Raw genomic sequence first — 20,564 nt, forward strand, 5'->3', positions numbered from 1 at the left:
GCCATCGAGGCCTCGGGCCTTCAGCGAGCGCAGAAACTCGGTCCAGAAGGTCTCAGCCTCCGATGGCCCGATCCCCAGGCCGATAATCTCGCGGCGGCCTTCTGTGTTAGCGGCAACGGCGATTATGGCTGCGACGCTGACGATCCGCCCGCCCTGGCGCTGCTTCAGGTAGGTGGCGTCCAGCCAGACATAGGGCCAATCACCGGTCAGCGGGCGGTTCAGGAACTCGCCGACCCTTTCATCGATATCCTTGCACAGCTTTGACACCGTGCTCTTCGAGATGCCGCTCAGCCCCATAGCCTGCACCAAATCGTCGACGCGGCGGGTGGAAACTCCGCTGATCCAGGCTTCCTGGATGACGGCGACGAGCGCCTGCTCCGAGGTCTTCCGGGCTTCGAGGAAGCCGGGAAAGTAGCTGCGCTGAAGCGTTCGGCGGCTTCGATGCGGTCGCGCACGGCCGCCTCGCCCTCGCGGACCAGCACATCGTTGAAGTCCTGCTCCTCGGGCGGGGTGGCGATCAGCACGGTCATGCCGCGATGCGCGAGCTGGCTCGCGGCGCGGGCCATCTGACCCTCGGCCTTGCTGCCGGGCAGGTCGCCGTCACGGGCGATGATCACCGTGGCGTTCTCGGGCACCGGCGCGCGGCCGATGTTCGAGATGCCGAGGCAGGCCCAGGTCTCCTGTCCCGTCGCCTGCCAGACCGAGAGCGCGGTCTCGACGCCCTCGCAGAGGATCAGCGGTTCCCGGCCGGGGAGACGCACCGCGGCCTTCGCGGCCCAGCCATCGACGGCCTTGTTGGTGCGCTTGACAACCTTGACCGGGGCCTTCCGCCCCTCGGCCGTCAGATAGACCTGCTGGATCGCCAGCACCTCGCCCGCCTCGTCGGTGGCGAGCGCGACCATGGCGCCGAACTTGCCGAAGGCATACTGGCGGTAGCGGATGCAGTCCGGCGGCGTGGCGGTGATCCCGCGATGGCGCAGGTAGGCGAGCACCGGCGTCGAGACGAGGGTCTCCGTGCGGCGCACGATCTCGGCAACCTTCGCTGCGCGTTCCTCGGGCGTCGGCTCCTTGGGCCTGGCCGAGCCCGAGGCGGAAAGCGCGGGCGCGGTGGGCGGCGTTGCCGTCCAGGACGGACCGGCGTCGGGTTCGCCCAGCCACGACCGCGCCCAGGTCCACGCGGCCTTGTCGTCCAGACCGAGGCTATAGCCGATCAGTTCCAGCCCCGCGCCCCCGGCGCCATGCTCGTGGTCATACCAGCGGCCCTTGTTCGCGCCGTCGATTTCCACGGCGACGCTGCCCTTGGTGCCGAAGCGCAGGGTCTGCGCGCTGGAAAGCTCCCGGTTCGGCTCGCCCAGCAACTCGCGGGCCAGGTCCGCGATGCGGTCTTCCAGCATGTCGGCCAGTTGGGCGACGGACATGCGGGTGGTCGGGCAGCCGGGCATGCCGGTGCGCGTGATTTCTTCGGCATCGGGCGGCAGGATGTGGATGTCACCCGTATCCGCCGCCAGTGGTTCGCCAAGCGAAAGTCGGTGGCCGCGATCCTCAAGGAGGTGATGACCAACGAAGCCTCGACCCTGCTCGACAGCGATGCGGCCAACAAGGCGGCAGATGCAGACGAGGCGCTGCAGTAACACGGCGCCGATGTGGCGGGCGCGGCTTACGTCACCGCCACGATTACCGTTTGGGACGAGAACGCAGCAGCCGCCGAGGCCAAGCTGAAGGCCGCAGAGAAAATCGTGCAAGGACGCGATTTCACCTGCATCCCAGAAACATTGAACGCGCTTGAGGCCTGGCTCGGCTCCCTGCCCGGCCATCTCTACGCTAATGTCCCTCAGCCACCCATCTCGACGCTGAACCTGGCCCATATGATCCCGATCTCGGCGGTCTGGGCGGGGCCGGATCGGAACGACCACCTCGACGGCCCGCCGCTGTTTCAGGCCGAAACCGACGGCACGACCCCGTTCCGGTTTTCGACTCATGTGGGCGATGTCGGCCATACCTTGATCGTCGGCCCGACCGGGGCAGGCAAATCAGTCCTGCTAGCGTTGATGGCGTTGCAGTTCCGACACAGCGTCGATCCTGGACCGTATCGACCAGGACAATGTCGAAATCCGTTTCTTCAGGACGGCGTCCGACCGGTGGCGGCTCGACGACGGCACGGAGCAAGACGAGGATCTGTCGTCGCGGGTTCGAGGCAATCTCTTCGTTGATCCGTCCACCGGGCACGGGATCATCCGGATCAATGAAAGCCTAAACGACAGGCAGATGCTCCAGACCCTGTTTCATGAAACCCAACACTGGATACACCGGCAAACACGGAGTGGCCCACGCGGTCTTGAAAGCGAAATCCAGGCGCGCATCGTAGCAGAACAGATGGCGATCGACCGAGGCTGGCCGGAGACGGTTCCGGGCTACCGCACACCGGACGGCCGAGTGAACGAGACCTTCATCCGCCAGCGATTGCAGACCTCTCCGCATTACAGCCCGACGGGCCGCTCCCGCATCCCCGGAAGCCGGCGCTACGGCGGTGAGACGACGATCCCCGGACCCTTTGCCTGCCCGCCGGTGGGCGATTTCCCGATGCCCCGCTCGGACATTGCCTATTCGTGAGGCATTTTGAGAATGGCGAACATGGAACTGACCTTTGAAATCATCGGCTACCAGGAAGACGCGATGTTCGACGATTTCGACGACGGCGCTTTACCTCTCCCATCTCAGCGCGGTCTTCACCGTGGCCGGCCCGGCCTGGAACTATCCGCTGGACGAGCGCGCGATGCGCAATGCGCGGATACTTCAAGCGCATGATTCGCGAACGGATGCAGCTTGGGAGCCATGCGCTCGTCTCAGTCACCGAGATACCTTGTGATGATCCCGCTGGTCCGGGTCCGGCGACCCGGATCACGATCCTTGGCCTCGACATGGTCCGGCGCGGGTTTGTGATCCATTGGCCCATCGCGGCGATCATTGAGGCTGATCTTTACGTGGTCAGCGCGCAAGGCCGCAAATCTCGCCTTTGCTCGGCGAGGCCACATCACACAAGACAGAGCGCGTACCGCGTGCCACCGGAGACGTTTGGCAGCACGCGGTCAAAACGGTCTAGAGGCAGTCCGCCAGCGCCGTGGCGAGGTTGCGCAGGACGTTACCATAGAGGTCTGGACCGGGCTCGAGGTCGGAGCCCAAGGGATCAAGCACGCCGGTGTTGGCTTCAGACCCGTCCATCACCGCGGCGACCATGCCGGGATCGAATTGCGGTTCAGACAAGACGCATGTCACGTCTTGCTCTGCCACACGCGCCTGGATCTCTGCGATGCGCGCCGGGCTGGGATCGGAGGCATCGGACACGGATATCGCGCCCGATGCGGGGAAGTCGAACGCTGTCTCGAAGTAGTGATACGCGTCATGGAATACGATGAAGTTGCGTCCCCGAACGGGCTCTAGGATGCCGTTGATCTCGGCACTCAGCGTGGCCAGCTCTTCCCGTCCCGCCGCCGCATTGGCAAAGTAAGCGCCAGCATTGTCCGGATCGGCCGCGGAAAGTTGTGCCGCGATGGCGTTCAGCCAGACAGCGCCATTGTCTGGCGACAGCCAGGCATGCGGGTCGTGTTCGCCATGGTCGCGGCCTTCGTGCCGATCAGCGTCGGCATGCGCTTCGTGGTTGTCATGCTCGTGCTGATCGCCCTCCGCATGATCCTCGTGGTCCTGTTCGCCATCGTCTTCGTTGCCGTGGCCATGCGCTTCGAACAGCGGACCTTCCCGGAACGGAATGCCCATCGTTCCATCGACGTCCAGCAGTTCCGTGACGGTCGCGTCGCTGGCCAGTGTCGCGATCGCGCCTTCCAGCCAAGGCGTCAGTTCGGGGCTGACCCAAAAAACCAGATCGGCCTCCTGCAACGCGGTCGCCTCTGATGGGCGAAGGCTGTATTCATGCGGGCTTCCCCCAGGCGCGACGATCAGGGATGGCTCTCCCACACCCTGCATCACGCGCGCCACCAGCGAATGCAAAGGCGCGATATCTGCAGCCACGTTTGGTACATCCGCCGAAGCCGTGCCCCCGAACAGGGTTGCGGCAACAGACAGGGGAATGAGGTTTCTGGACATGCCTGGCTCCATGTGATTAAATAACGTTACGTTTTGGGTACAGGAAATGAGATAACATGACAAGCGCCGCTCAGGCCGGAAAGATCATGCCGAGCGATCCGATCGGGTTCGAGAAACACGATCATGGATCCTGCATCAGCGTGGGCATCGCTGCCGCCGAGGCGCATTGTCTGGCGGAAGGCCTGCGTTTCACGCCGGTCCGCCGCAAAGCACTGGAAATCCTCTTGCAAGAGCATCGCGCTCTTGGGGCCTATGAAATGCTCGACAGGCTGCGCGATGCCGGATTCGGTTCGCAACCGCCCGTGGCCTACCGGGCGCTTGAATTCCTCGTCGCCAACGGCTTTGCGCACAAGATCGAACGCCTCAACGCCTTCATCGCCTGCGCCCATCCCGGGGCCAATCACTCCCCCGCGTTCATGATCTGCCGACTGTGCGATTCGGTGGCCGAGGCGCAATCTTCGCCAGCGCGTGGAGCCATTGGAGAAGCAGCGCGCGCTACGGGATTCAGGATAGAGCGGACCGTGGTCGAAGCCGAGGGCATCTGTCCTGCTTGTGCGGACAAGGCTGACGCATGAGCCTGATCGCGGCAGAGAATATCAGCGTCAGCTATGGCGCGAACACGGTTTTGCGCGACGTGTCCCTTGCCGTTGAGTCCGGTGAGATCGTGACGGTCGTAGGACCCAATGGTTCCGGCAAGACCACCTTGCTGAAGCTGCTCATCGGCGCAGAACGACCGCAGTCAGGGCAGATCACGCGCAAACCCGGGCTGCGCATCGGTTACGTCCCGCAGAAACTTCACATGGATCCGACCCTGCCGATCACGGTAGAACGTTTTCTCCGCCTTCCCGGCGGCAACACGCCCGCGGCCTGCGCGGCCGCTTTGGAGAGGGCTGGCGTGCCCGGCCTTTCACAGCGCCAGATGTCCGCGTTGTCGGGCGGCCAGTTCCAGCGGGTCCTCTTGGCACGTGCGCTCATCAACGAGCCGGACCTGCTGTTGCTCGACGAGGCGACACAGGGGCTGGACCAGCCCGGCTCTGCCGCCTTCTATCTTCAGATCGAGGAAGTTCGTCAAAAAACCGGATGCGCCATCCTGATGATCAGCCACGAGCTTCATGTCGTGATGGCGGCTTCGGATCGAGTGATCTGCCTCAACGGACATGTCTGTTGCGAAGGCGCGCCCGAAATCGTCTCCGCCGCTCCCGAATACCGCGCGCTTTTTGGCACCGGTACGGGTGGCGCGCTTGCGCTTTATCGGCACGAGCATGACCACACACATGACGCAATCTGCACGCACGACCATGCGCCACAGGACAAACGGATCGAGGCCGCCGAGTAATGCTGGATGATTTCATGACACGCGCCGCGCTGGCAGGTGTCGGCGTGGCCCTTGCAGCGGCCCCCTTGGGCAGTTTCGTGGTCTGGCGGCGCATGGCTTATTTCGGCGATGCCACAGCCCATGCCGCCATTCTTGGCGTGGCCCTGTCACTGGCGCTTCAGATATCCATCTTCGCAGGGGCGGTGGCCGTGGCGCTGGCGATGGCGCTGACCGTGACGGTGCTGACCGGACGCGGCTATGCGATGGATACGCTTCTGGGGGTGCTGGCGCACTCCGCCCTCGCCTTCGGGCTGGTCGCTGTCTCTTTCCTGTCTGGCATCCGCATTGATCTCATGGCCTACCTCTTCGGAGATATCCTGGCCGTGTCACGCGGTGATCTGGCGGTGATCTGGGGCGGCGCGGCGCTCGTCGTGGGTCTGATCGGCTGGCGCTGGTCGGCGCTGCTGACCTCGACCATCAGCTCGGAACTGGCCTATGCCAGCGGGATCGACCCAAAGCGCGAACAGCTTGTTCTGACATTGGCGCTGGCCGTCACGGTTGCGGTCGCAATCAAGGTGGTCGGCGTGTTGCTCATCGCGGCCATGCTGATCATTCCCGCGGCTGCCGCCCGCCCTCTGTCACGCACACCCGAACAGATGGCCTTGACTGCAGCGATCATCGGCAGTGCGTCTGCCGTAATCGGCTTGCAGTCCGCCTATACGCTCGACACGCCAGCGGGACCATCGATCGTCTGCGTCGCGGCACTCGTGTTTCTTGGCACAAGCGTTCTGCAAAGCTTGCGATCCTGAAGGGCGGATGCTCCTGCCCAACGAAGCGTGACCGCTGCCTTCATCCTGACCCTGACATTTCCGCCCGGTTTCGCGGTTTCGAAGTGGTGAGTCCTCGATCCACCAGATTCCGGTGATCGACGTCTAGCATGTCCCGATCATCCAGCGCCGTGACGTTGCGGGTGCCTTGCGGTTGCACAGTCTGCAGCCGCAACTGGGCAGGTGCTTGCGCTTCAGCACCTTCGGCTCGGCCGACGTCGTCTCCGCCCGCGATTCGGCCCGGCGCAGGCTGCTGGACAGCCGGCTGATCTGGGGAAGCGCCACAAGCGCCGGACTCTCGCGGCCGCAATGCGGGCAGGCCAAGCCCTGCCGGCTGGCCTCGTAGTCGGCCCAGCCGCTGAATACGCCGTGATCGGTGCAGTTGAAATCGTAGATCGGCATCGCGCCCTCCGTCACATGAGACCATCGAGAAGAAGCCAGCCTGGGAGCCAGCCGGTGAAGATACCCGCCAGAAGCGTGACCCAGGCAGTCTGCTTGAGAATTGGTTTGCCCAACCGCTGTGATCCCCTGCACGAAGTCGAACACGCTCTCGGGCGGGCGGCCTTCCTCGGCCAGCACCTTCTCGACGATCCGTCCCGTCTCCGCCTTCGAGAACCCGCGTTTGCGCAGGAAGTCCTGACGGTCCTCGTCGGACCGCGCAACGATCTTCTCGCGCGCCGCGCGAATGCCGTCGATGAAGGGTGCGGGCGAGGACTCGGCGAAGCGGCTGAGCGCCGGGGCAGCCTCGTGGGCGAAACGGGAGGCAGCGTATTTCGAATGCCGGATGGTGATCTCCTGGAAATCCTCGACGCCCCAGAGGTTCCGGTTCTGGCACACCGCCCGCAGGTAGAAGCTGGCGATGCCGAGCGTCTTCGCACCCACCTCCGAATTCCAGCAATAAAATCCCCGAAAGTAGAGGTCGGGCGAGCCATCGGGCAGCAGTCCCGCCTCGATCGGGTTCAGATCGTCGACGAGGAACAGGAACACGTCGCGGTCCGAGGCGTAGAGCGTCGTCGTCTCCTTCGTCACGCCCACGCGCGGGTTGTAGATGCCAGTCGACCAGTCGAGCACGCCCGGCACCTTCCAACGCGTGTCGCCCGTGCCATTGCCCGCGATGCGCTGCACGGCGGAAACCAGTTCGTGGTCGTAGATGCGGCCATAATCGGGGCCGGTCACGGCGCGTAGTTCCGTGCGGCCATTGGCGACCTCCATGGTCTTGATCTGCTCGGCCCGGTGGTTGGTCAGCCCGTATTGCAGGTTGATGCCCGCCAGCGGTGCGGGTAGTTGCCGCAGATAGGCGGCCGGTGCACCGACCAGGCTGGAGAGCTGACCGAAGGACCAATGCGTCGGCGCGATGGGTTCATCCGCACCGGGCAGGACCAGCCCCAGCTTCTCCGGGTTGTCCCGATGCGCCTCGACCCGGATCGCCGCACTCTCCACCGTGCGCGTCCGGCTCCGCTCCGCCCGGCCCTTGACCGAGGCCAAGAGATCGTCGAGCGACAGATACCGCTCGTCATCCGGCCGCGAAAACCACTCGGACGACACGCGATCCACATTCTCACCGCGCGACACATCCACCTTGTAGCCGCCGCTGATGTCACGCCCGGCAGCGATAATCTCGGTATTCGTGGGTTTTCTCCCGCGACGGGCGGCCGAAAGCCTCTCTCTCGACCTCCAAACCCGTCACGGGCCGGGACGGCACCCCTCTGACTCTCGGATCACTCGGCTGCACGGGTCTCGAGCGGGGAAGGGGCGCGCGACGCGGCGAGCCGGTGCAGCGTTTCCGGGCGGATATGCGTGTACCGGCGCAGCATTTTCCAATCCTTGTGGCCGGTGACCAGCGAGACTTGTTCAATGGCGAAGCCGGCCTCGAACAGGCGACTTGTGCCCTCATGGCGTAGATCGTGGAAATGCAGGTCCTTCACGCTGACCTCGACGCAGGCGCGCCGGAAGGCCGTTCCGACCGATTTCGAGTTGTAGGGAAAGATCCGGCCCCTTGCGTGCCCGAGTTCCTTTGCCTGATCGGTGACCAGCGCCCAGGCGTCGAACCCCGTGGCGGCGAAGAGCGGGATCCGCTGGTCGTTCCCGGTCTTGTTGCGCGGGTCCTTCCTGTCGCGGATCATGAGCATCCGGCGGTCGACGTCGAGATCGGTCCATGCAACGCGGCAGATCTCATCGAGCCGCATCGCCGTGGCCACCGCGAACTTCACGATCCGCGTCATCGGCAGGGTCAGGCGTTCGTTGTCATCGAAGCAACGGAAGAGGCGGTTCAACTCGTCCGTGGTGGGACGACGATCCCGCTCTGTGCCCTTGCCGATGAGGCCGAGACGCTTGAGCGCGACGCGTGCCAGATCGACGGGTTCCGGAGAAATGTCGAGCCCGTGCACGGCTGCCACGTGGGTAATGATCATCTTGATCACCCCGATATCGATCCCGAGCGTCACCGGGCCCGCACCTTGCTCCGCCCGCATCTTGCCGTAGTCGATCAGCTTCTGCCGGTCCAGGTGCCCGATCTTCTCCTTGCCGAGATCGCGCTTGAGCGTCGTGAGCGTGGCGGCCTTGCTGCGACGCGGCGGTTTCCCTACCTCGCACATATCGGTTATATGAAGGTCGATGAGGTCGCCAAAGGTCTGGAGGCGGGAAACGGACGACTTGTTCGGCGCCAGCCCCTGATCGACCCGGGTCTCCGCCTGGCGGGCCCAACGATGGGCGTCGTCGCGGCGGAGGAACGTCTCGCTGGCGTAGCGGCCCTTTCGTCTGATCTGGACCCGGTAGGCACCGGAGGGGAGCTTGGTGATGGAGGCCATTTTCGTGTGCGCTGTGTGTGCAATGAGTCGTCGTAGAGGGGCAAATTCGGGGATATCGGGGCGTATTCCAGCGTAGAAGCATCCGCCGCCAACAGTTTGAAGATACACAAAAAATGCAAATAAATCAACACTCTAGATTATCCTGTGCCCCTATGATGGACTGGACGGATCGCCATTGCAGGGTGCTGCACCGGATGATGTCCAGGCAGGCTCTGCTTTACACCGAGATGGTTACCTCTGCAGCGATCCTGCACGGTGATCGTCGGCGCCTTCTGGACTACGACGCCGTCGAGCATCCGGTCGCCCTGCAACTTGGAGGGTCGGATCCTGCCGAGTTGCGGGAGGCCACGCGGATTGCGGCGGATTGGGGCTATGACGAGATCAATCTGAATGTCGGCTGCCCCAGCGATCGCGTTCAGTCGGGATGTTTTGGCGCCGTCCTGATGAAGCAGCCCGACCTGGTCGCGGATTGTGTCTCGGCGATGATGGCGGTCAGCCCGGTCGAGGTCACGGTCAAATGCCGCATCGGCGTGGACGATCAGGAACCTGCCGATGCGCTGCCAGCCTTCCTTGCGCGGATGCGCGAGGCCGGGGTGCGCCGCGTCGCCATCCATGCCCGAAAGGCATGGCTCAAGGGGCTGAGCCCGCGTGAAAACCGGCTCATCCCGCCGCTGGACTATCCCCTGGTTCATCGCATGAAACGCGAATTCCCGGACATGCATCTGTCGGTCAATGGCGGCATCGGGAGTCTGGCCGAGGCGCGCGAACATCTGCGGATCATGGATGGGGTCATGGTGGGCCGCGCTGCGTATCACCAGCCGTGGGATCTGCTTGGCGGCGCGGATCTGCTGTGGGGCGTGGCGCCGCCTTTTGCCGACGCCGCAGAGGTCGCCTGCGCCATGCGCCCGCGGATCGAGGCCCATCTTCGCCAGGGCGGGCGCCTGCATCAGGTCACGCGGCACATGCTGGGCCTGTTTCACGGCCGGCCCGGTGCGCGCGGCTGGAAGCGTGTCCTGTCCGAGGGGGCCTCGTCCGGGGGCATCGAGGTCTATGACGCGGCGTTGTCGCAGGTCGCGCGGTTGGCCGCGTGATCCGGTTTCGCGCTGGCGGACATCGCGGAGCCGCGCTAATCCGTTCCGCATGAACGACGTGATCCTTCCCGGCCTGACCCTTCTGGCCACCGGCGCCTTCGCGGGAATCCTGGCAGGGCTGCTGGGCGTGGGGGGCGGGATCGTGCTGGTCCCTGCCTTCCTGCTGGTGTTCATCCAGGCCGGCTATGGCGGCCCGGACGTCATGCAGATCTGTCTGGCAACCTCGCTGGCGACCATCATCGTGACGTCGATCCGGTCGGTTCTGGCGCATCACCGCAAGCACGCGGTCGACTGGTCGATCCTGAAGGGCTGGGCGCTGGGGATCGGGGTCGGCTCGCTGATCGGCGTGCGGATGGTCGGGGCTCTGCGGACCGATACGCTGCAGGTGATCTTCGCGGTGCTGGTGATCGTCATCGCCAGCTACATGGCGCTATCGCGCCCCCATTGGCGGCTGGCCGAGCAGATGCCGACGGGCTGGCGGAGGGCGCTGATCTCGCCGCTGGTGGGGTTCTTTTCGGTCCTGCTGGGAATTGGTGGCGGCAGCATCGGCGTGCCGCTGATGACCCTGCACGGGCGTCCGATCCATCATGCGGTTGCGACCGCGGCCGGTTTCGGTGTGCTGATCGCGGTACCGTCGGTCGCGGCCTTCCTGCTGCTGCCGGTGACGAATGCGCCGCCCTGGACCGTCGGGTCCGTCAATCTGCCGGCGTTTCTGGTGACCATCAGCATGACGCTTGTCACGGCGCCGATGGGCGCGGCGCTGGCCCATCGCACCGATGCGACGCGACTCAAGCGCTATTTCGCGATCTTCCTTTTTCTTGTTGCCCTGAACATGCTGCGAAAGGCCATGACCGGCTGAACCTTGCCTAGCTGCCGGCCTTTTCGTCCCGCTTTGCCTGATCCCACAGCCGGTCCATCTCGGCCAGGTTGCTGTCCTCGGGGCGGCGGCCCTCGGCTGCCAGCGCGGCCTCTATGGCCTGAAAGCGGCGGGTGAACTTGGCATTGGCGCGGCGCAGGGCCAGTTCGGGGTCAATCTTCAGGTGACGCGCCAGATTGGCCATGACGAACATCAGATCGCCGAACTCCTCCTCCTGCGCCTCGGGGCCCAGCTCGTCGCGCGCCTCGATCAGTTCCGCGGTTTCCTCGGTGATCTTGGACAGCACGTCGGCCGGACCGGGCCAGTCGAAGCCGACCCGGGCGGCGCGGTTCTGCAGCTTGACGGCACGGGTCAGCGCGGGCAGCCCCAGCGCCACGCCGTCCAGCGTGCCGCGTTCGGCCTTGCCGGCGCGTTCGCGCGCCTTGATGGCCTCCCAGTCCCTGACCTGCTGTTCGGCCGACTTGTCGCGGCTTTCGTTGCCGAAGACATGCGGATGGCGGAAGATCAGCTTGTCCGAGATCGCGGCGGCGCAATCGGCAAAGTCGAAGATCCGCGCCTCGGAAGCCATCTGGGCGTGAAACACCACCTGCAGCAGCAGGTCGCCCAACTCGCCCGGAAGCTCGTCCCAGGCCTCGCGCTGGATCGCGTCCTCGACCTCGTGCGCCTCTTCGATCGTGTAGGGCGCGATCGAGGCGAAATCCTGTTCGATGTCCCAGGGGCAGCCGGTCTTCGGATCGCGCAGCGCGGCCATGATCCCGATCAGCCGGGTGATTTCGGTCGCGGGGTCGCGCGGCGCGTCATCGGGCTGCGCGGGCTTCGTGTCGGGCATTGCAGTTCCCCACTGGCGGGTCCGGAAGCGTCCCGACTGCCACAGCGGACGGCGCAAGTCCACAGGTCCATCCCGGACCGCGCCGCCGCTTGGCCCGGATCTGCCCCGGACAGCGCGCGGCCGATGATGGAACCGGCGTGGCCGGCGCAACGCTGACGGGTGCGATCACGATGACTTTGACGCGCATGGTTCCGCCCGCGGTCGCGCTTTCTTGCCAAGGGCCGAAGGCGCGGATAGGTTGCGCGCCAATTCGAGGGTCCGGTTTCACGGGCCCGCAAGCCGAAAGGAAGATTGATGTTCGCAACCCCCGCCTTTGCGCAGGCTTCTGGCGGTGCCGGTACCGGTGCCGCCTTCGCGCAGTTCATCCCGCTGATCCTGATCTTCGCGATCATGTATTTCCTGATGATCCGGCCGCAGCAGAAGCGGGTCAAGCAGCATCGCGCCATGGTCGAGGCTCTCAAGAAGGGCGACCAGGTCGTCACCCAGGGCGGCATTCTTGGCAAGGTGACCTCGGTGCGCGACGACGAACTGGAGGTCGAGATCGCCCAGGGCGTCAAGGTCCGCATCGTCCGCAGCACCGTCTCGCAGGTCCTGAGCAAGACCGAGCCAGTCGCGGCCAACGGCTGAGCCGCCACGAAACCAGACAAGGGGCGTAAGCCAGATGCTTCAGATCGACCGATGGAAGCGCATCCTGATCATCGGGATCTGCCTTCTGGGGCTGGCCTACGCCATGCCCAACCTGTTCTACAAGCGGGTCGAGGCGCATAACGACGCTGTCGCCGCCATTGAAAAGACCGGGGTGACGACGCCCGAGCTTGTCGAGGCGCGCGACGGCTGGCCCGGCTGGCTGCCGAACGGGCTGGTCAACCTGGGCCTGGACCTGCGCGGAGGCGCGCATCTGCTGGGCGAGGTTCAGGTCGATCAGGTCTACAAGGCGCGCATGGATTCGCTGTGGCCGGAGCTGCGGCGCGCCCTGGCCGACGAACGCGCCACCATTGGTGCGGTGCGTCGCGTCGCCTCGCCCGAGGGCACGCTGAAGATCGAGATCGGCACTCCGGAGCAGCTTGCCCGCGCGGTCGAGATCGTGCGGGGCTTTTCCGAGCCTGTGACGACGCTGACCGGGGCCGGGCAGACCAGCCTTGCGATCGACGCGCAGGGCAAAGCCCTGACCATCAGCCTTTCGGATGCCGAGAAATCCCTCACCGACGACCGCACGATCCAGCAAAGTCTCGAGATCATCCGCCGTCGCGTGGACGAGGTTGGCACGCGCGAGCCGACCATCATGCGCCAGGGCGAGGACCGGATCCTGATTCAGGTTCCCGGGATCGGCTCGGCTGCGGAACTCAAGGCGCTGATCGGCACCACCGCCAAGCTGACCTTCAACGCGGTCATCGGCACCGGGTCCGACCCCGATGCACGCGTCGGAATCGGCGAGATCGTCTTGCCTGCGTCGGACCGGGAAGGCGTTTTCTACACGATCGACGAGACCCCGGTGGTCACCGGCGAGGAGCTGACCGATGCGATGCCCTCGACCGACCAGAACGGCATGCCGTCCGTCGATTTCCGCTTCAACCCGACCGGCGCGCGCAAGTTCGGTGCCTATACCAGCGCCAATGTCGGCCAGCCCTTCGCCATCGTGCTGGACAATCAGGTGATCTCCGCACCGGTCATCCGGCAGGCGATCACCACCGGGTCCGGCCAGATCTCGGGTTCGATGGATTACGAGGAAGCCACCCGGCTTGCGGTGCTGCTGCGGGCGGGCGCGCTGCCGGCGGAACTGACATTCCTTGAAGAACGCACCGTCGGACCCGAACTGGGCCAGGACAGCATCGACGCGGGCCAGATTGCGGCCACCGTCGGCTTTGTGGCGGTGATCGTGCTGATGGTCCTGTCCTACGGGTTGCTGGGCGTGTTCGCGGCGGTGGCGCTGGCGGTCAACATGGGGATGATCTTTGGCGTCCTGTCGATGATCGGAGCCACGCTGACGCTGCCGGGCATTGCCGGGATCGTGCTGACGATCGGCATGGCGGTCGATGCCAACGTGCTGGTGTTCGAGCGCATCCGCGAAGAGCTGCGAACCGCGCGCGGGCCGGCCCGCGCGATCGAGCTTGGCTACGAGAAGGCGATGTCGGCCATCATCGACGCCAACATCACCACCCTGATCATCGCCGCGATCCTGTTCGTTCTCGGCTCGGGTCCGGTCAAGGGCTTCGCGGTGACGCTGACCATCGGCATCGTGACTTCGGTCTTTACCGCGCTCTACGTCACGCGGCTGATGACCATCACATGGTTCGAACGCGCCCGTCCGCGCCAGATCGAGGTGTAACATGGCTTTCCGTCTGAAACTGGTTCCTCAGGATACCAGGATCGACTTCTTCCGCTGGCAGTTCGTCACCTTCGGCATCTCGTCGGCGATGGCGATCCTGTCGGTGGTGGTTCTGGTGATCTACGGGCTGAATTTCGGTATCGACTTCCGGGGCGGCACCACGATCCGCACGGAATCGACCCAGCCCGTCGATGTGGGGGTCTATCGTCAGGCGCTTTCGCCGCTTGGCCTTGGAGAGGTTGCGATCACCCAGGTCTATGATCCGGGCTTCCGCGCGGATCAGCATGTCGCGCAGGTGCGGATCAGTGCACAGGAGGGTGCCGAATCGGTGACTCCGGAAACCGTCGCCGCGGTCGAGGCTGCGCTGAAGACGGTCGATCCGGCGGTCAGCTTCCCGTCTGTCGAATCGGTCGGGCCCAAGGTTTCCGGCGAGTTGATCCAGACGGCGATCTATGCGGTGCTGGCATCGCTGATTGCGATATCGATCTATATCTGGCTGCGATTCGAATGGCAGTTCGCCGCGGGCGCCATCGTGTCGCTGCTGCATGACGTGCTGATCACGATGGGGGTCTTCGCGCTGTTCCAGATCCGCTTCGATCTGACCACAATCGCCGCGCTGCTCACCATCGTGGGTTACTCGATCAACGATACCGTGGTGGTGTTCGACCGGCTGCGGGAAAACCTGATGAAGTTCAAGAAACGCGCGTTGCGCGAGGTGATGAACCTGTCGGTGAACGAGACCCTGTCGCGCACGGTCATGACCTCGGGGACGACGCTGGTGGCGCTGATCGCGCTGCTGGTTCTGGGCGGCGACGTGATCCGCGGCTTCGTCTTCGCGATCACCTTCGGCATCGTCATCGGCACTTATTCCTCGATCTACGTCGCCAAGAACGTGGTGCTGTGGCTGGGCGTCAAGCGGGACTGGTCCAAGAAGGATCGCAGCGATGATGGCTCGCCCTTTTCGGGCGCCGAGGCGCCCTGATGGTGATGAAGCCGACCCAATTCGATGGCGCCGTGCCGGTGGACGGCTATGGTCCCGGCTTTTTCCGGGTCGGTGGCACGGTTTTCCACGGCGCGGTGCTGGTCACCCAGGGCGGCGGACGCGACTGGGGCGGGCTGGACGATCACGCCACGCTGCTGACGCTGGCGGGGCGTGTCGACGTGCTGTTTCTCGGCATGGGGCCGCAAATCGCCCATGCGCCCAGTGCGTTGGTCGATGCCCTGCAAGAGGTGGGCATCGCCGTCGAGACAATGGCATCGCCGACCGCGGCGCGCACGTATAACGTGACCCTGTCCGAGGGACGCCGCGTCGCCTGTGCGCTCCTGCCGGTATGAGGCTTCTGGCCGTCGATCACCTGTCCGTCGCACGCGGCGGGACAAGGGCGGTCGAAGGCGTCAGCTTTGCGCTCGATGCGGGCGAGGCGCTGATCCTGCGCGGCCCGAACGGCATCGGCAAGACGACGCTTCTGCGGACCGTCGCGGGCCTTCAGCTGCCGGTCGCGGGGCGGATCAGCATGGCCGACGACGCCGTCGCCTATGCCGCTCACGCCGATGGGTTGAAGGCCGCGCTGACGGTGACCGAGAACTTGCGGTTCTGGGCCGAGATATTCGGCGGGGGACAGATCGGCGCGGCGCTGGCAGCCATGGATCTCGTATCTCTGGCCGACCGGCCCGCCGCCGCGCTTTCGGCCGGCCAGAAACGCCGTCTGGGTCTGGCGCGGCTGCTGGTGACGCGGCGGCCGCTCTGGGTCCTGGACGAGCCCACCGTGTCGCTCGACGACGTGTCGGTCGGGCGGTTCGCGGCGGCGGTCCGCGCGCATCTGGGGGCGGGCGGAGCGGCGCTGATGGCCACCCATATCGACCTGGGCCTGGCCGAGGCCCGGGTGCTGGACCTGACGCCCTATCGCGCGGTGGAGGGCGGCGTCGCGGACCCCGCCAGCTTCAACGAGGCCTTCGCATGAGTGCTCCGGCCGGATGCGCCGCACGCCCGACGCCACGCGTCGGGCAGCGCCCGGCATCCCGGTCCCGTGCGGTCCAGGCAGGGCGGTCGCCTGGCAGCCCGCGTGCCAGCGGGCGCTGTGCCATCGCCGGCAGCGCAGCGCCGGCAGGACAGGGGATGCCGCCGTGCTCTCCCTTCTGAAGCGTGATCTGTCGCTTGCTACGCGCGCCGGGGGCGGTTTCGGTCTTGCCGTGGCTTTTTTCCTGATCCTTTGCGCGTTGGTGCCTTTCGGGGTCGGACCCGCGACCACGGCGCTGCGTCCGATCGCGCCGGGCATCCTGTGGGTCGGCGCGCTGCTTGCCTGCCTGTTGTCGCTCGACCGGATATTTGCTCTGGATCATGAGGATGGCAGCCTGGACCTGCTGGCCACGGCCCCGATACCCCTCGAGGGTGTGGTCGCCGTCAAGGCGCTGGCGCACTGGATCACCACCGGCCTTCCGCTGGTCGCCGCGGCGCCGCTGTTCGGCGTGCTGCTGCATCTTCCGGGTTCGGCGATGCCGTGGCTGGTCGCCTCGCTGCTGATCGGGACACCGGCGCTGTCGATGCTGGGTGCGTTTGGCGCGGCCATCACGGTGGGGCTCAGGCGCGGCGGGTTGCTTTTGTCGCTCCTGGTTCTGCCACTGTACATCCCCACCCTGATCTTCGGGACCGAGATCATCCGCCGTGGCGCTGAACGGGGCGATCCTGCCACGCCGATCCTGTTCCTGGCGGGCATCACCGCCGGCGTCGTCGCGCTGGTTCCGTTCGCCGCCGCCGCCGCCCTGCGCGTGAACCTGCGCTGATGTGACTTGAGCCTGCCCGCCGTCGCCGCTAGGGAACACATATGTCCATCTGGGAATACGCAAACCCCGTCAAGTTCATGCGCGTCTCCGGCGCAATGTTGCCATGGGTGGTCGCCAGCGCCGTCCTGTGCACGGCCGGTGGCATCGCGTGGGGCGTTCTGACACCCGAGGATTACAAGCAGGGCGCGACGGTCAAGATCGTCTTCCTGCATGTGCCGGCCGCGATGATGGCGATCAATATCTGGGTGATGATGCTCGCCGCCTCGCTGATCTGGCTGATCCGCCGCCATCATGTCAGTGCCCTGGCGGCCAAGGCGGCGGCGCCCGTTGGTGCGGTGATGACGTTGATCGCGCTCGTCACCGGGGCGATCTGGGGCCAGCCGATGTGGGGGACCTGGTGGGAGTGGGATCCGCGGCTGACCAGTTTCCTGATCCTGTTCCTGTTCTATGCCGGCTATATCGCCTTGTGGTCCGCGATCGAGGACCCCGACAGCGCGGCGGACCTGACCGGGGTGCTCTGTCTGGTGGGATCCGTCTTTGCGTTGCTGTCACGCTATGCGGTGCTGTTCTGGAATCAGGGCCTGCATCAGGGGGCTTCGCTGTCGGTCGCGCCGGGGGAACGGATGAGCGCCGTCTATCGCTATCCGCTTTATCTTTCGATGCTGGGATTCTTCCTGCTGTTCCTGGCACTTTTGCTGATCCGGACCCGGACCGAGATCCGCAGGCGGCGGCTGGCCGCATTGCAGGCAAGGGAGATGCGTGCATGATGGAACTGGGGAAATACGCGGGCACGGTGCTGTCGGCTTACGGTGTCTCGGCACTGTTGCTGGTCGCCCTTGTCTGGCAGAGCGTCGCGGCCAATGCACGCGCGCGCCGCGCCCTCGAGAGGCAGGAACGACATGGCTAGGATCTCGCCGCTGGTGGCAGTGCCGCCGCTGGCCTTCGCCGCGATCGCGGGCCTGTTCCTTTGGGGGATGGGTCGCGAGGACCCCGACTCGCTGCCCTCGGCCATGATCGGGCGGGCGGCACCGCCGGTGCCGGTGACCACCCTGCCGGGCAAGACCCAGCTGACCGATGCGATGCTGCGTGAGCCTGGGGTGAAGCTGGTCAATTTCTGGGCCAGCTGGTGCCCGCCCTGCCGCGCCGAGCATCCGACCCTGATGGAGTTGTCGAGGAGCTTGCCGGTCTATGGCGTCGACCTCAAGGACCCCGAGTCGCAGGCGCTGGATTTCCTGAACAAGGATGGCGATCCATTCCACGCGCTGGCGACCGACCCGCGCGGGCGCGCAGCCATCGACTGGGGCGTGACCGCCCCGCCCGAAACCTTCATCATAGACGGTGACGGGACGATCCTGTTCCGCTTTGCCGGTCCTCTGGTCCGAGAGGACTACACCAACCGGTTCCTGCCAGAGCTTCAGCGGGCCATGGTCGCAGAGGACTAGGGTTTCGCCACCGATCATGGCCGGCGCTGCGCGGCCGGCGGAGGCGAAGCGCCCGGCGTCGCGCCCGCTGCCAATGCCGATCCAGACCTGTCCCTGCAAGACCGGGAGGCCGGTCGCTGCCCGACGCGATGCGTCGGGCGATCCCCACCCCGAACCTGTCCCGGCTTGCGCCAAAAGGTTGTGCGGGACAGACTGACCTCATCCGATGACATGAGGGGAGGTCGAAGATGACACGGAACAGCCTGACAGGGGCGCTGCTTCTATGCAGCATCTGGGCATGGCCCGCCGCCGCGCAGCAGGCCGCCGATGCGGTCGCGCCGGAGGCAGCGGCCCCGCAAACCGAAGCGGACGCGTTCGCGGAGCTGGGCCAAGCGGCGCGCGACGCGCTGGCTGCGCGGGACGAGGGCAAGCCCGTGACCGCGCAGGACTGGATGGTTGCCGCGGCAAATCCGCTGGCCGTCGAGGCGGGGGCCGCGGTGCTGGAACGCGGCGGGTCCGCTGCCGACGCCATGATCGCCGTCCAGGCCGTGCTTGGGCTGGTCGAGCCGCAAAGCTCGGGGCTGGGAGGGGGCGCGTTTTTGGTCTGGTACGATGCCGCAAGCGGTGAGCTGACCACGCTGGACGCGCGCGAGACGGCGCCGCTGGCCGCGACGCCCACCTATTTCCAGGACGAGAATGGCGAGCCGCTGGCCTTCTATGATGCGGTGGTTGGCGGGCGCTCGGTGGGAACGCCCGGCACGCCGGCGCTGCTGGAGGACGCGCATCGTCGCTGGGGCAAGACCAACTGGGGCCGCCTGTTCGATCCGGCGATCGCGCTGGCCGAGGGTGGTTTCGCCGTCTCGCCGCGGCTGGCATCGCAGGTCCTGGAGGACAGCGAGCGGCTGGGGCGCTTTCCCGCCACCAGGGATTATTTCCTTCCCGGCGGCACGGCCATCGTGGCGGGTGACCGGCTGAAGAATCCCGATTACGCGAATGTCCTGCGCCGGATCGCCGCCGAGGGCAGCCGCGCATTCTATGTCGGCGCGATCGCCGAGGGCATCGTGGACGCCGTGCGCAATGCCGAGGGCAATCCCGGATTGCTGTCGGCCGAGGATCTGGCCCGCTATCGCGTGATCGAACGTCCGGCTGTGTGCGCCGAATATCGCGATCACGACATCTGCGGGATGGGCCCTCCCTCGTCGGGAGCCCTGACGGTCGGGCAGATCCTTGGCATGCTGGCGGGCTATGACCTGGCAGGGCTGGGCGCAGAAAATCCTGAAAGCTGGCGGCTCATCGGCGATGCGTCGCGTTTGGCCTTCGCGGATCGCGGCCGCTACATGGCCGACAGCGACTATGTGCCGGTGCCGGTCGAGGGCCTGGTCGACCCGGCCTATCTGAGCGAACGCGGCAAGCTGCTGGCCGGCGACGACGCCTTGCCCGAGGTCAGCGCGGGCTCTCCGGGCTGGAGCCATGCGATGCTGTGGGGGCAGGACAGCGCGATCGAACTGCCCTCGACCTCGCATATCTCGATCGTGGATGCGCAGGGCAATGCGCTGTCGATGACGACCACGATCGAGAACGGCTTCGGGTCGCGCCTGTTCACGCAGGGCTTCCTGCTGAACAACGAGCTGACCGATTTCAGCTTCGAGACGCATGACGACGCAGGTTATCCGATCGCCAACCGGCTGGAGCCGGGCAAGCGGCCCAGATCGTCGATGGCGCCCAGCATCGTGATGAAGGACGACAAGCCGGTGCTGGTCATCGGCTCGCCCGGCGGCAGCCGGATCATCGGCTATGTCGCGAAGGCCGTCATCGGTCATCTGGACTGGGGGCTGGACGTGCAGCAGGCCGTCGCGCTGCCGAATGTCGTCAACCGTTTCGGCACGATGGACGTCGAGGCCGGAACGTCGGCCACCGGCATGATGCAAGCCCTGGCCGATCTGGGCTTCGAGGTGGGCGAGACCGAGCTGACCTCTGGTCTGCACGCGATCGCGATCACGCCCGAAGGGCTGTCCGGCGGCGCCGATCCGCGCCGCGAGGGGATCGCGCTGGGGGGCTGAGACAGGGGCCGCCGCCACCCCGCGCGCCCCGACCCCAGGGAATCGTCGCCTTCGGGACGGCGGTGGCCATCACCTCGCGTTCCGTTCCCGAAGGCGCGACGGTCCTCGGGGTTGCAAGAAAGCCCCCGGCCT

General features: G+C 65.8%; 21 protein-coding genes and 4 pseudogenes. 18 read left to right on the forward strand and 7 right to left on the reverse strand.

The window, feature by feature from the left end:
• Window positions 1-417, reverse strand: a pseudogene (locus L1965_RS09250) (transposase); the annotation flags it as partial.
• 104 nt (window positions 418-521) lie between these two features.
• Window positions 522-1,442 (reverse strand): annotated as a pseudogene (locus L1965_RS16115) (DUF7146 domain-containing protein); the annotation flags it as partial.
• Between the two features lie 45 nt (window positions 1,443-1,487).
• On the opposite strand from L1965_RS16115, the pseudogene L1965_RS09260 reads away from it, so the two are divergent.
• The 3 genes and pseudogenes from L1965_RS09260 to L1965_RS09270 all read left to right on the forward strand — a co-directional run.
• Window positions 1,488-2,066: pseudogene (locus L1965_RS09260) on the forward strand (VirB4 family type IV secretion/conjugal transfer ATPase); the annotation flags it as partial.
• 199 nt (window positions 2,067-2,265) lie between these two features.
• The gene (locus L1965_RS09265) at window positions 2,266-2,610 is read left to right on the forward strand and encodes a hypothetical protein (protein ID WP_235756153.1); all 345 of its coding nucleotides are present in this window, start codon (window positions 2,266-2,268) and stop codon (window positions 2,608-2,610) included.
• A 21-nt stretch (window positions 2,611-2,631) separates the two neighbouring features.
• Window positions 2,632-2,805: a hypothetical protein gene (locus tag L1965_RS09270; protein ID WP_235756154.1), complete on the forward strand. Its 174-nt coding sequence runs from the start codon at window positions 2,632-2,634 to the stop codon at window positions 2,803-2,805.
• Window positions 2,806-3,096: 291 nt separating this feature from the next.
• Here L1965_RS09270 and L1965_RS09275 read toward each other — a convergent pair whose 3' ends face one another.
• Entirely contained in the window at window positions 3,097-4,098 is a 1,002-nt protein-coding gene (locus L1965_RS09275) for a zinc ABC transporter substrate-binding protein (protein WP_235756432.1), read from the reverse strand.
• 86 nt (window positions 4,099-4,184) lie between these two features.
• On the opposite strand from L1965_RS09275, the gene L1965_RS09280 reads away from it, so the two are divergent.
• Genes L1965_RS09280 through L1965_RS09290 form a run of 3 tightly spaced genes read left to right on the forward strand, consistent with a single transcriptional unit; the run spans window position 4,185 to window position 6,222 of the window.
• Window positions 4,185-4,673 carry a transcriptional repressor gene (locus tag L1965_RS09280; RefSeq protein WP_439332071.1) on the forward strand — a complete coding sequence of 163 codons (489 nt, stop codon included), beginning with the start codon at window positions 4,185-4,187 and terminating at the stop codon, window positions 4,671-4,673.
• Window positions 4,670-5,434 carry an ATP-binding cassette domain-containing protein gene (locus tag L1965_RS09285; protein WP_235756156.1) on the forward strand — a complete coding sequence of 255 codons (765 nt, stop codon included), beginning with the start codon at window positions 4,670-4,672 and terminating at the stop codon, window positions 5,432-5,434. The genes L1965_RS09280 and L1965_RS09285 overlap by 4 nt, the downstream gene beginning before the upstream one ends.
• Window positions 5,434-6,222 (forward strand): metal ABC transporter permease, encoded by a 789-nt coding sequence (locus L1965_RS09290; protein ID WP_235756157.1) that lies wholly within the window; start codon window positions 5,434-5,436, stop codon window positions 6,220-6,222. Before L1965_RS09285 ends, L1965_RS09290 begins: the two co-directional genes overlap by 1 nt.
• Window positions 6,223-6,653: 431 nt before the next feature.
• Here the strand turns inward: L1965_RS09290 and L1965_RS16240 are convergent, their stop codons facing one another.
• From L1965_RS16240 to L1965_RS09300, 3 genes and pseudogenes are all read right to left on the reverse strand, one after another.
• Complete coding sequence (locus L1965_RS16240) at window positions 6,654-6,755, reverse strand: AmiS/UreI family transporter (RefSeq protein ID WP_439332077.1); 102 nt, start codon at window positions 6,753-6,755, stop codon at window positions 6,654-6,656.
• Window positions 6,730-7,836 (reverse strand): annotated as a pseudogene (locus L1965_RS09295) (DUF932 domain-containing protein); the annotation flags it as partial. The pseudogene L1965_RS09295 and the gene L1965_RS16240, both read right to left, overlap by 26 nt.
• A gap of 122 nt (window positions 7,837-7,958) precedes the next feature.
• Entirely contained in the window at window positions 7,959-9,047 is a 1,089-nt protein-coding gene (locus L1965_RS09300; RefSeq protein ID WP_235756158.1) for a site-specific integrase, read from the reverse strand.
• Between the two features lie 113 nt (window positions 9,048-9,160).
• Between L1965_RS09300 and dusA the strand changes: the two genes are divergently transcribed.
• A complete protein-coding gene (gene dusA, locus L1965_RS09305; RefSeq protein ID WP_277882956.1) occupies window positions 9,161-10,138 on the forward strand; it encodes a tRNA dihydrouridine(20/20a) synthase DusA in 978 nt (325 codons plus the stop codon).
• Window positions 10,139-10,187: 49 nt separating this feature from the next.
• Window positions 10,188-10,997 (forward strand): sulfite exporter TauE/SafE family protein, encoded by an 810-nt coding sequence (locus L1965_RS09310; protein ID WP_235756160.1) that lies wholly within the window; start codon window positions 10,188-10,190, stop codon window positions 10,995-10,997.
• A gap of 7 nt (window positions 10,998-11,004) precedes the next feature.
• On the opposite strand, the gene mazG is transcribed toward L1965_RS09310, so the two are convergent.
• Window positions 11,005-11,844: a nucleoside triphosphate pyrophosphohydrolase gene (gene mazG / locus L1965_RS09315; protein WP_235756161.1), complete on the reverse strand. Its 840-nt coding sequence runs from the start codon at window positions 11,842-11,844 to the stop codon at window positions 11,005-11,007.
• A gap of 294 nt (window positions 11,845-12,138) precedes the next feature.
• Here mazG and yajC point away from each other — a divergent pair, with 294 nt between their 5' ends.
• The 10 genes from yajC to ggt all read left to right on the forward strand — a co-directional run bounded on the left by yajC (window position 12,139) and on the right by ggt (window position 20,432).
• A complete protein-coding gene (yajC, locus tag L1965_RS09320) occupies window positions 12,139-12,471 on the forward strand; it encodes a preprotein translocase subunit YajC (RefSeq protein WP_235756162.1) in 333 nt (110 codons plus the stop codon).
• Window positions 12,472-12,505: 34 nt separating this feature from the next.
• Entirely contained in the window at window positions 12,506-14,170 is a 1,665-nt protein-coding gene (gene secD / locus L1965_RS09325; protein WP_235756163.1) for a protein translocase subunit SecD, read from the forward strand.
• Between the two features lies 1 nt (window position 14,171).
• A complete protein-coding gene (gene secF / locus L1965_RS09330) occupies window positions 14,172-15,152 on the forward strand; it encodes a protein translocase subunit SecF (RefSeq protein WP_235756164.1) in 981 nt (326 codons plus the stop codon).
• The gene (locus tag L1965_RS09335) at window positions 15,152-15,505 is read left to right on the forward strand and encodes an Mth938-like domain-containing protein (RefSeq protein WP_235756165.1); all 354 of its coding nucleotides are present in this window, start codon (window positions 15,152-15,154) and stop codon (window positions 15,503-15,505) included. Before secF ends, L1965_RS09335 begins: the two co-directional genes overlap by 1 nt.
• Window positions 15,502-16,131, forward strand: coding sequence for a heme ABC exporter ATP-binding protein CcmA (ccmA, locus tag L1965_RS09340; RefSeq protein WP_235756166.1), 630 nt, complete (start codon window positions 15,502-15,504; stop codon window positions 16,129-16,131). The genes L1965_RS09335 and ccmA overlap by 4 nt, the downstream gene beginning before the upstream one ends.
• Window positions 16,132-16,294: 163 nt before the next feature.
• Window positions 16,295-16,951 (forward strand): heme exporter protein CcmB, encoded by a 657-nt coding sequence (gene ccmB, locus L1965_RS09345; protein WP_235756167.1) that lies wholly within the window; start codon window positions 16,295-16,297, stop codon window positions 16,949-16,951.
• Between the two features lie 41 nt (window positions 16,952-16,992).
• Window positions 16,993-17,718: a heme ABC transporter permease gene (locus L1965_RS09350; RefSeq protein WP_235756168.1), complete on the forward strand. Its 726-nt coding sequence runs from the start codon at window positions 16,993-16,995 to the stop codon at window positions 17,716-17,718.
• On the forward strand, window positions 17,715-17,858 hold the full coding sequence (ccmD, locus tag L1965_RS09355; protein WP_235756169.1) for a heme exporter protein CcmD: 144 nt from the start codon (window positions 17,715-17,717) through the stop codon (window positions 17,856-17,858). Before L1965_RS09350 ends, ccmD begins: the two co-directional genes overlap by 4 nt.
• On the forward strand, window positions 17,851-18,393 hold the full coding sequence (locus L1965_RS09360; protein ID WP_235756170.1) for a DsbE family thiol:disulfide interchange protein: 543 nt from the start codon (window positions 17,851-17,853) through the stop codon (window positions 18,391-18,393). The genes ccmD and L1965_RS09360 overlap by 8 nt, the downstream gene beginning before the upstream one ends.
• 227 nt (window positions 18,394-18,620) lie before the next feature.
• Window positions 18,621-20,432 carry a gamma-glutamyltransferase gene (gene ggt, locus L1965_RS09365; protein ID WP_235756171.1) on the forward strand — a complete coding sequence of 604 codons (1,812 nt, stop codon included), beginning with the start codon at window positions 18,621-18,623 and terminating at the stop codon, window positions 20,430-20,432.
• Window positions 20,433-20,564 lie beyond the last annotated feature (132 nt).

It is taken from the genome of Paracoccus salsus, assembly GCF_021556615.1.
Taxonomy (GTDB): domain Bacteria; phylum Pseudomonadota; class Alphaproteobacteria; order Rhodobacterales; family Rhodobacteraceae; genus Paracoccus; species Paracoccus salsus.

What these genes read in the sequence shown, in the direction of transcription:
- yajC (WP_235756162.1), top strand. Translation starts at nt 12,139, where the DNA reads ATGTTCGCAACCCCCGCCTTTGCGCAGGCTTCTGGCGGTGCCGGTACC.
- L1965_RS09310 (WP_235756160.1), top strand. Translation starts at nt 10,188, where the DNA reads ATGAACGACGTGATCCTTCCCGGCCTGACCCTTCTGGCCACCGGCGCC.
- L1965_RS09265 (WP_235756153.1), top strand. Translation starts at nt 2,266, where the DNA reads ATGCTCCAGACCCTGTTTCATGAAACCCAACACTGGATACACCGGCAA.
- L1965_RS09270 (WP_235756154.1), top strand. Translation starts at nt 2,632, where the DNA reads ATGGAACTGACCTTTGAAATCATCGGCTACCAGGAAGACGCGATGTTC.
- L1965_RS09280 (WP_439332071.1), top strand. Translation starts at nt 4,185, where the DNA reads ATGCCGAGCGATCCGATCGGGTTCGAGAAACACGATCATGGATCCTGC.
- L1965_RS09350 (WP_235756168.1), top strand. Translation starts at nt 16,993, where the DNA reads ATGTCCATCTGGGAATACGCAAACCCCGTCAAGTTCATGCGCGTCTCC.
- mazG (WP_235756161.1), bottom strand. Translation starts at nt 11,844, where the DNA reads ATGCCCGACACGAAGCCCGCGCAGCCCGATGACGCGCCGCGCGACCCC.
- L1965_RS09285 (WP_235756156.1), top strand. Translation starts at nt 4,670, where the DNA reads ATGAGCCTGATCGCGGCAGAGAATATCAGCGTCAGCTATGGCGCGAAC.
- L1965_RS09360 (WP_235756170.1), top strand. Translation starts at nt 17,851, where the DNA reads ATGGCTAGGATCTCGCCGCTGGTGGCAGTGCCGCCGCTGGCCTTCGCC.
- secD (WP_235756163.1), top strand. Translation starts at nt 12,506, where the DNA reads ATGCTTCAGATCGACCGATGGAAGCGCATCCTGATCATCGGGATCTGC.
- ggt (WP_235756171.1), top strand. Translation starts at nt 18,621, where the DNA reads ATGACACGGAACAGCCTGACAGGGGCGCTGCTTCTATGCAGCATCTGG.
- ccmA (WP_235756166.1), top strand. Translation starts at nt 15,502, where the DNA reads ATGAGGCTTCTGGCCGTCGATCACCTGTCCGTCGCACGCGGCGGGACA.
- ccmD (WP_235756169.1), top strand. Translation starts at nt 17,715, where the DNA reads ATGATGGAACTGGGGAAATACGCGGGCACGGTGCTGTCGGCTTACGGT.
- L1965_RS09300 (WP_235756158.1), bottom strand. Translation starts at nt 9,047, where the DNA reads ATGGCCTCCATCACCAAGCTCCCCTCCGGTGCCTACCGGGTCCAGATC.
- secF (WP_235756164.1), top strand. Translation starts at nt 14,172, where the DNA reads ATGGCTTTCCGTCTGAAACTGGTTCCTCAGGATACCAGGATCGACTTC.
- L1965_RS09290 (WP_235756157.1), top strand. Translation starts at nt 5,434, where the DNA reads ATGCTGGATGATTTCATGACACGCGCCGCGCTGGCAGGTGTCGGCGTG.
- dusA (WP_277882956.1), top strand. Translation starts at nt 9,161, where the DNA reads ATGCAAATAAATCAACACTCTAGATTATCCTGTGCCCCTATGATGGAC.
- L1965_RS09335 (WP_235756165.1), top strand. Translation starts at nt 15,152, where the DNA reads ATGGTGATGAAGCCGACCCAATTCGATGGCGCCGTGCCGGTGGACGGC.
- L1965_RS09275 (WP_235756432.1), bottom strand. Translation starts at nt 4,098, where the DNA reads ATGTCCAGAAACCTCATTCCCCTGTCTGTTGCCGCAACCCTGTTCGGG.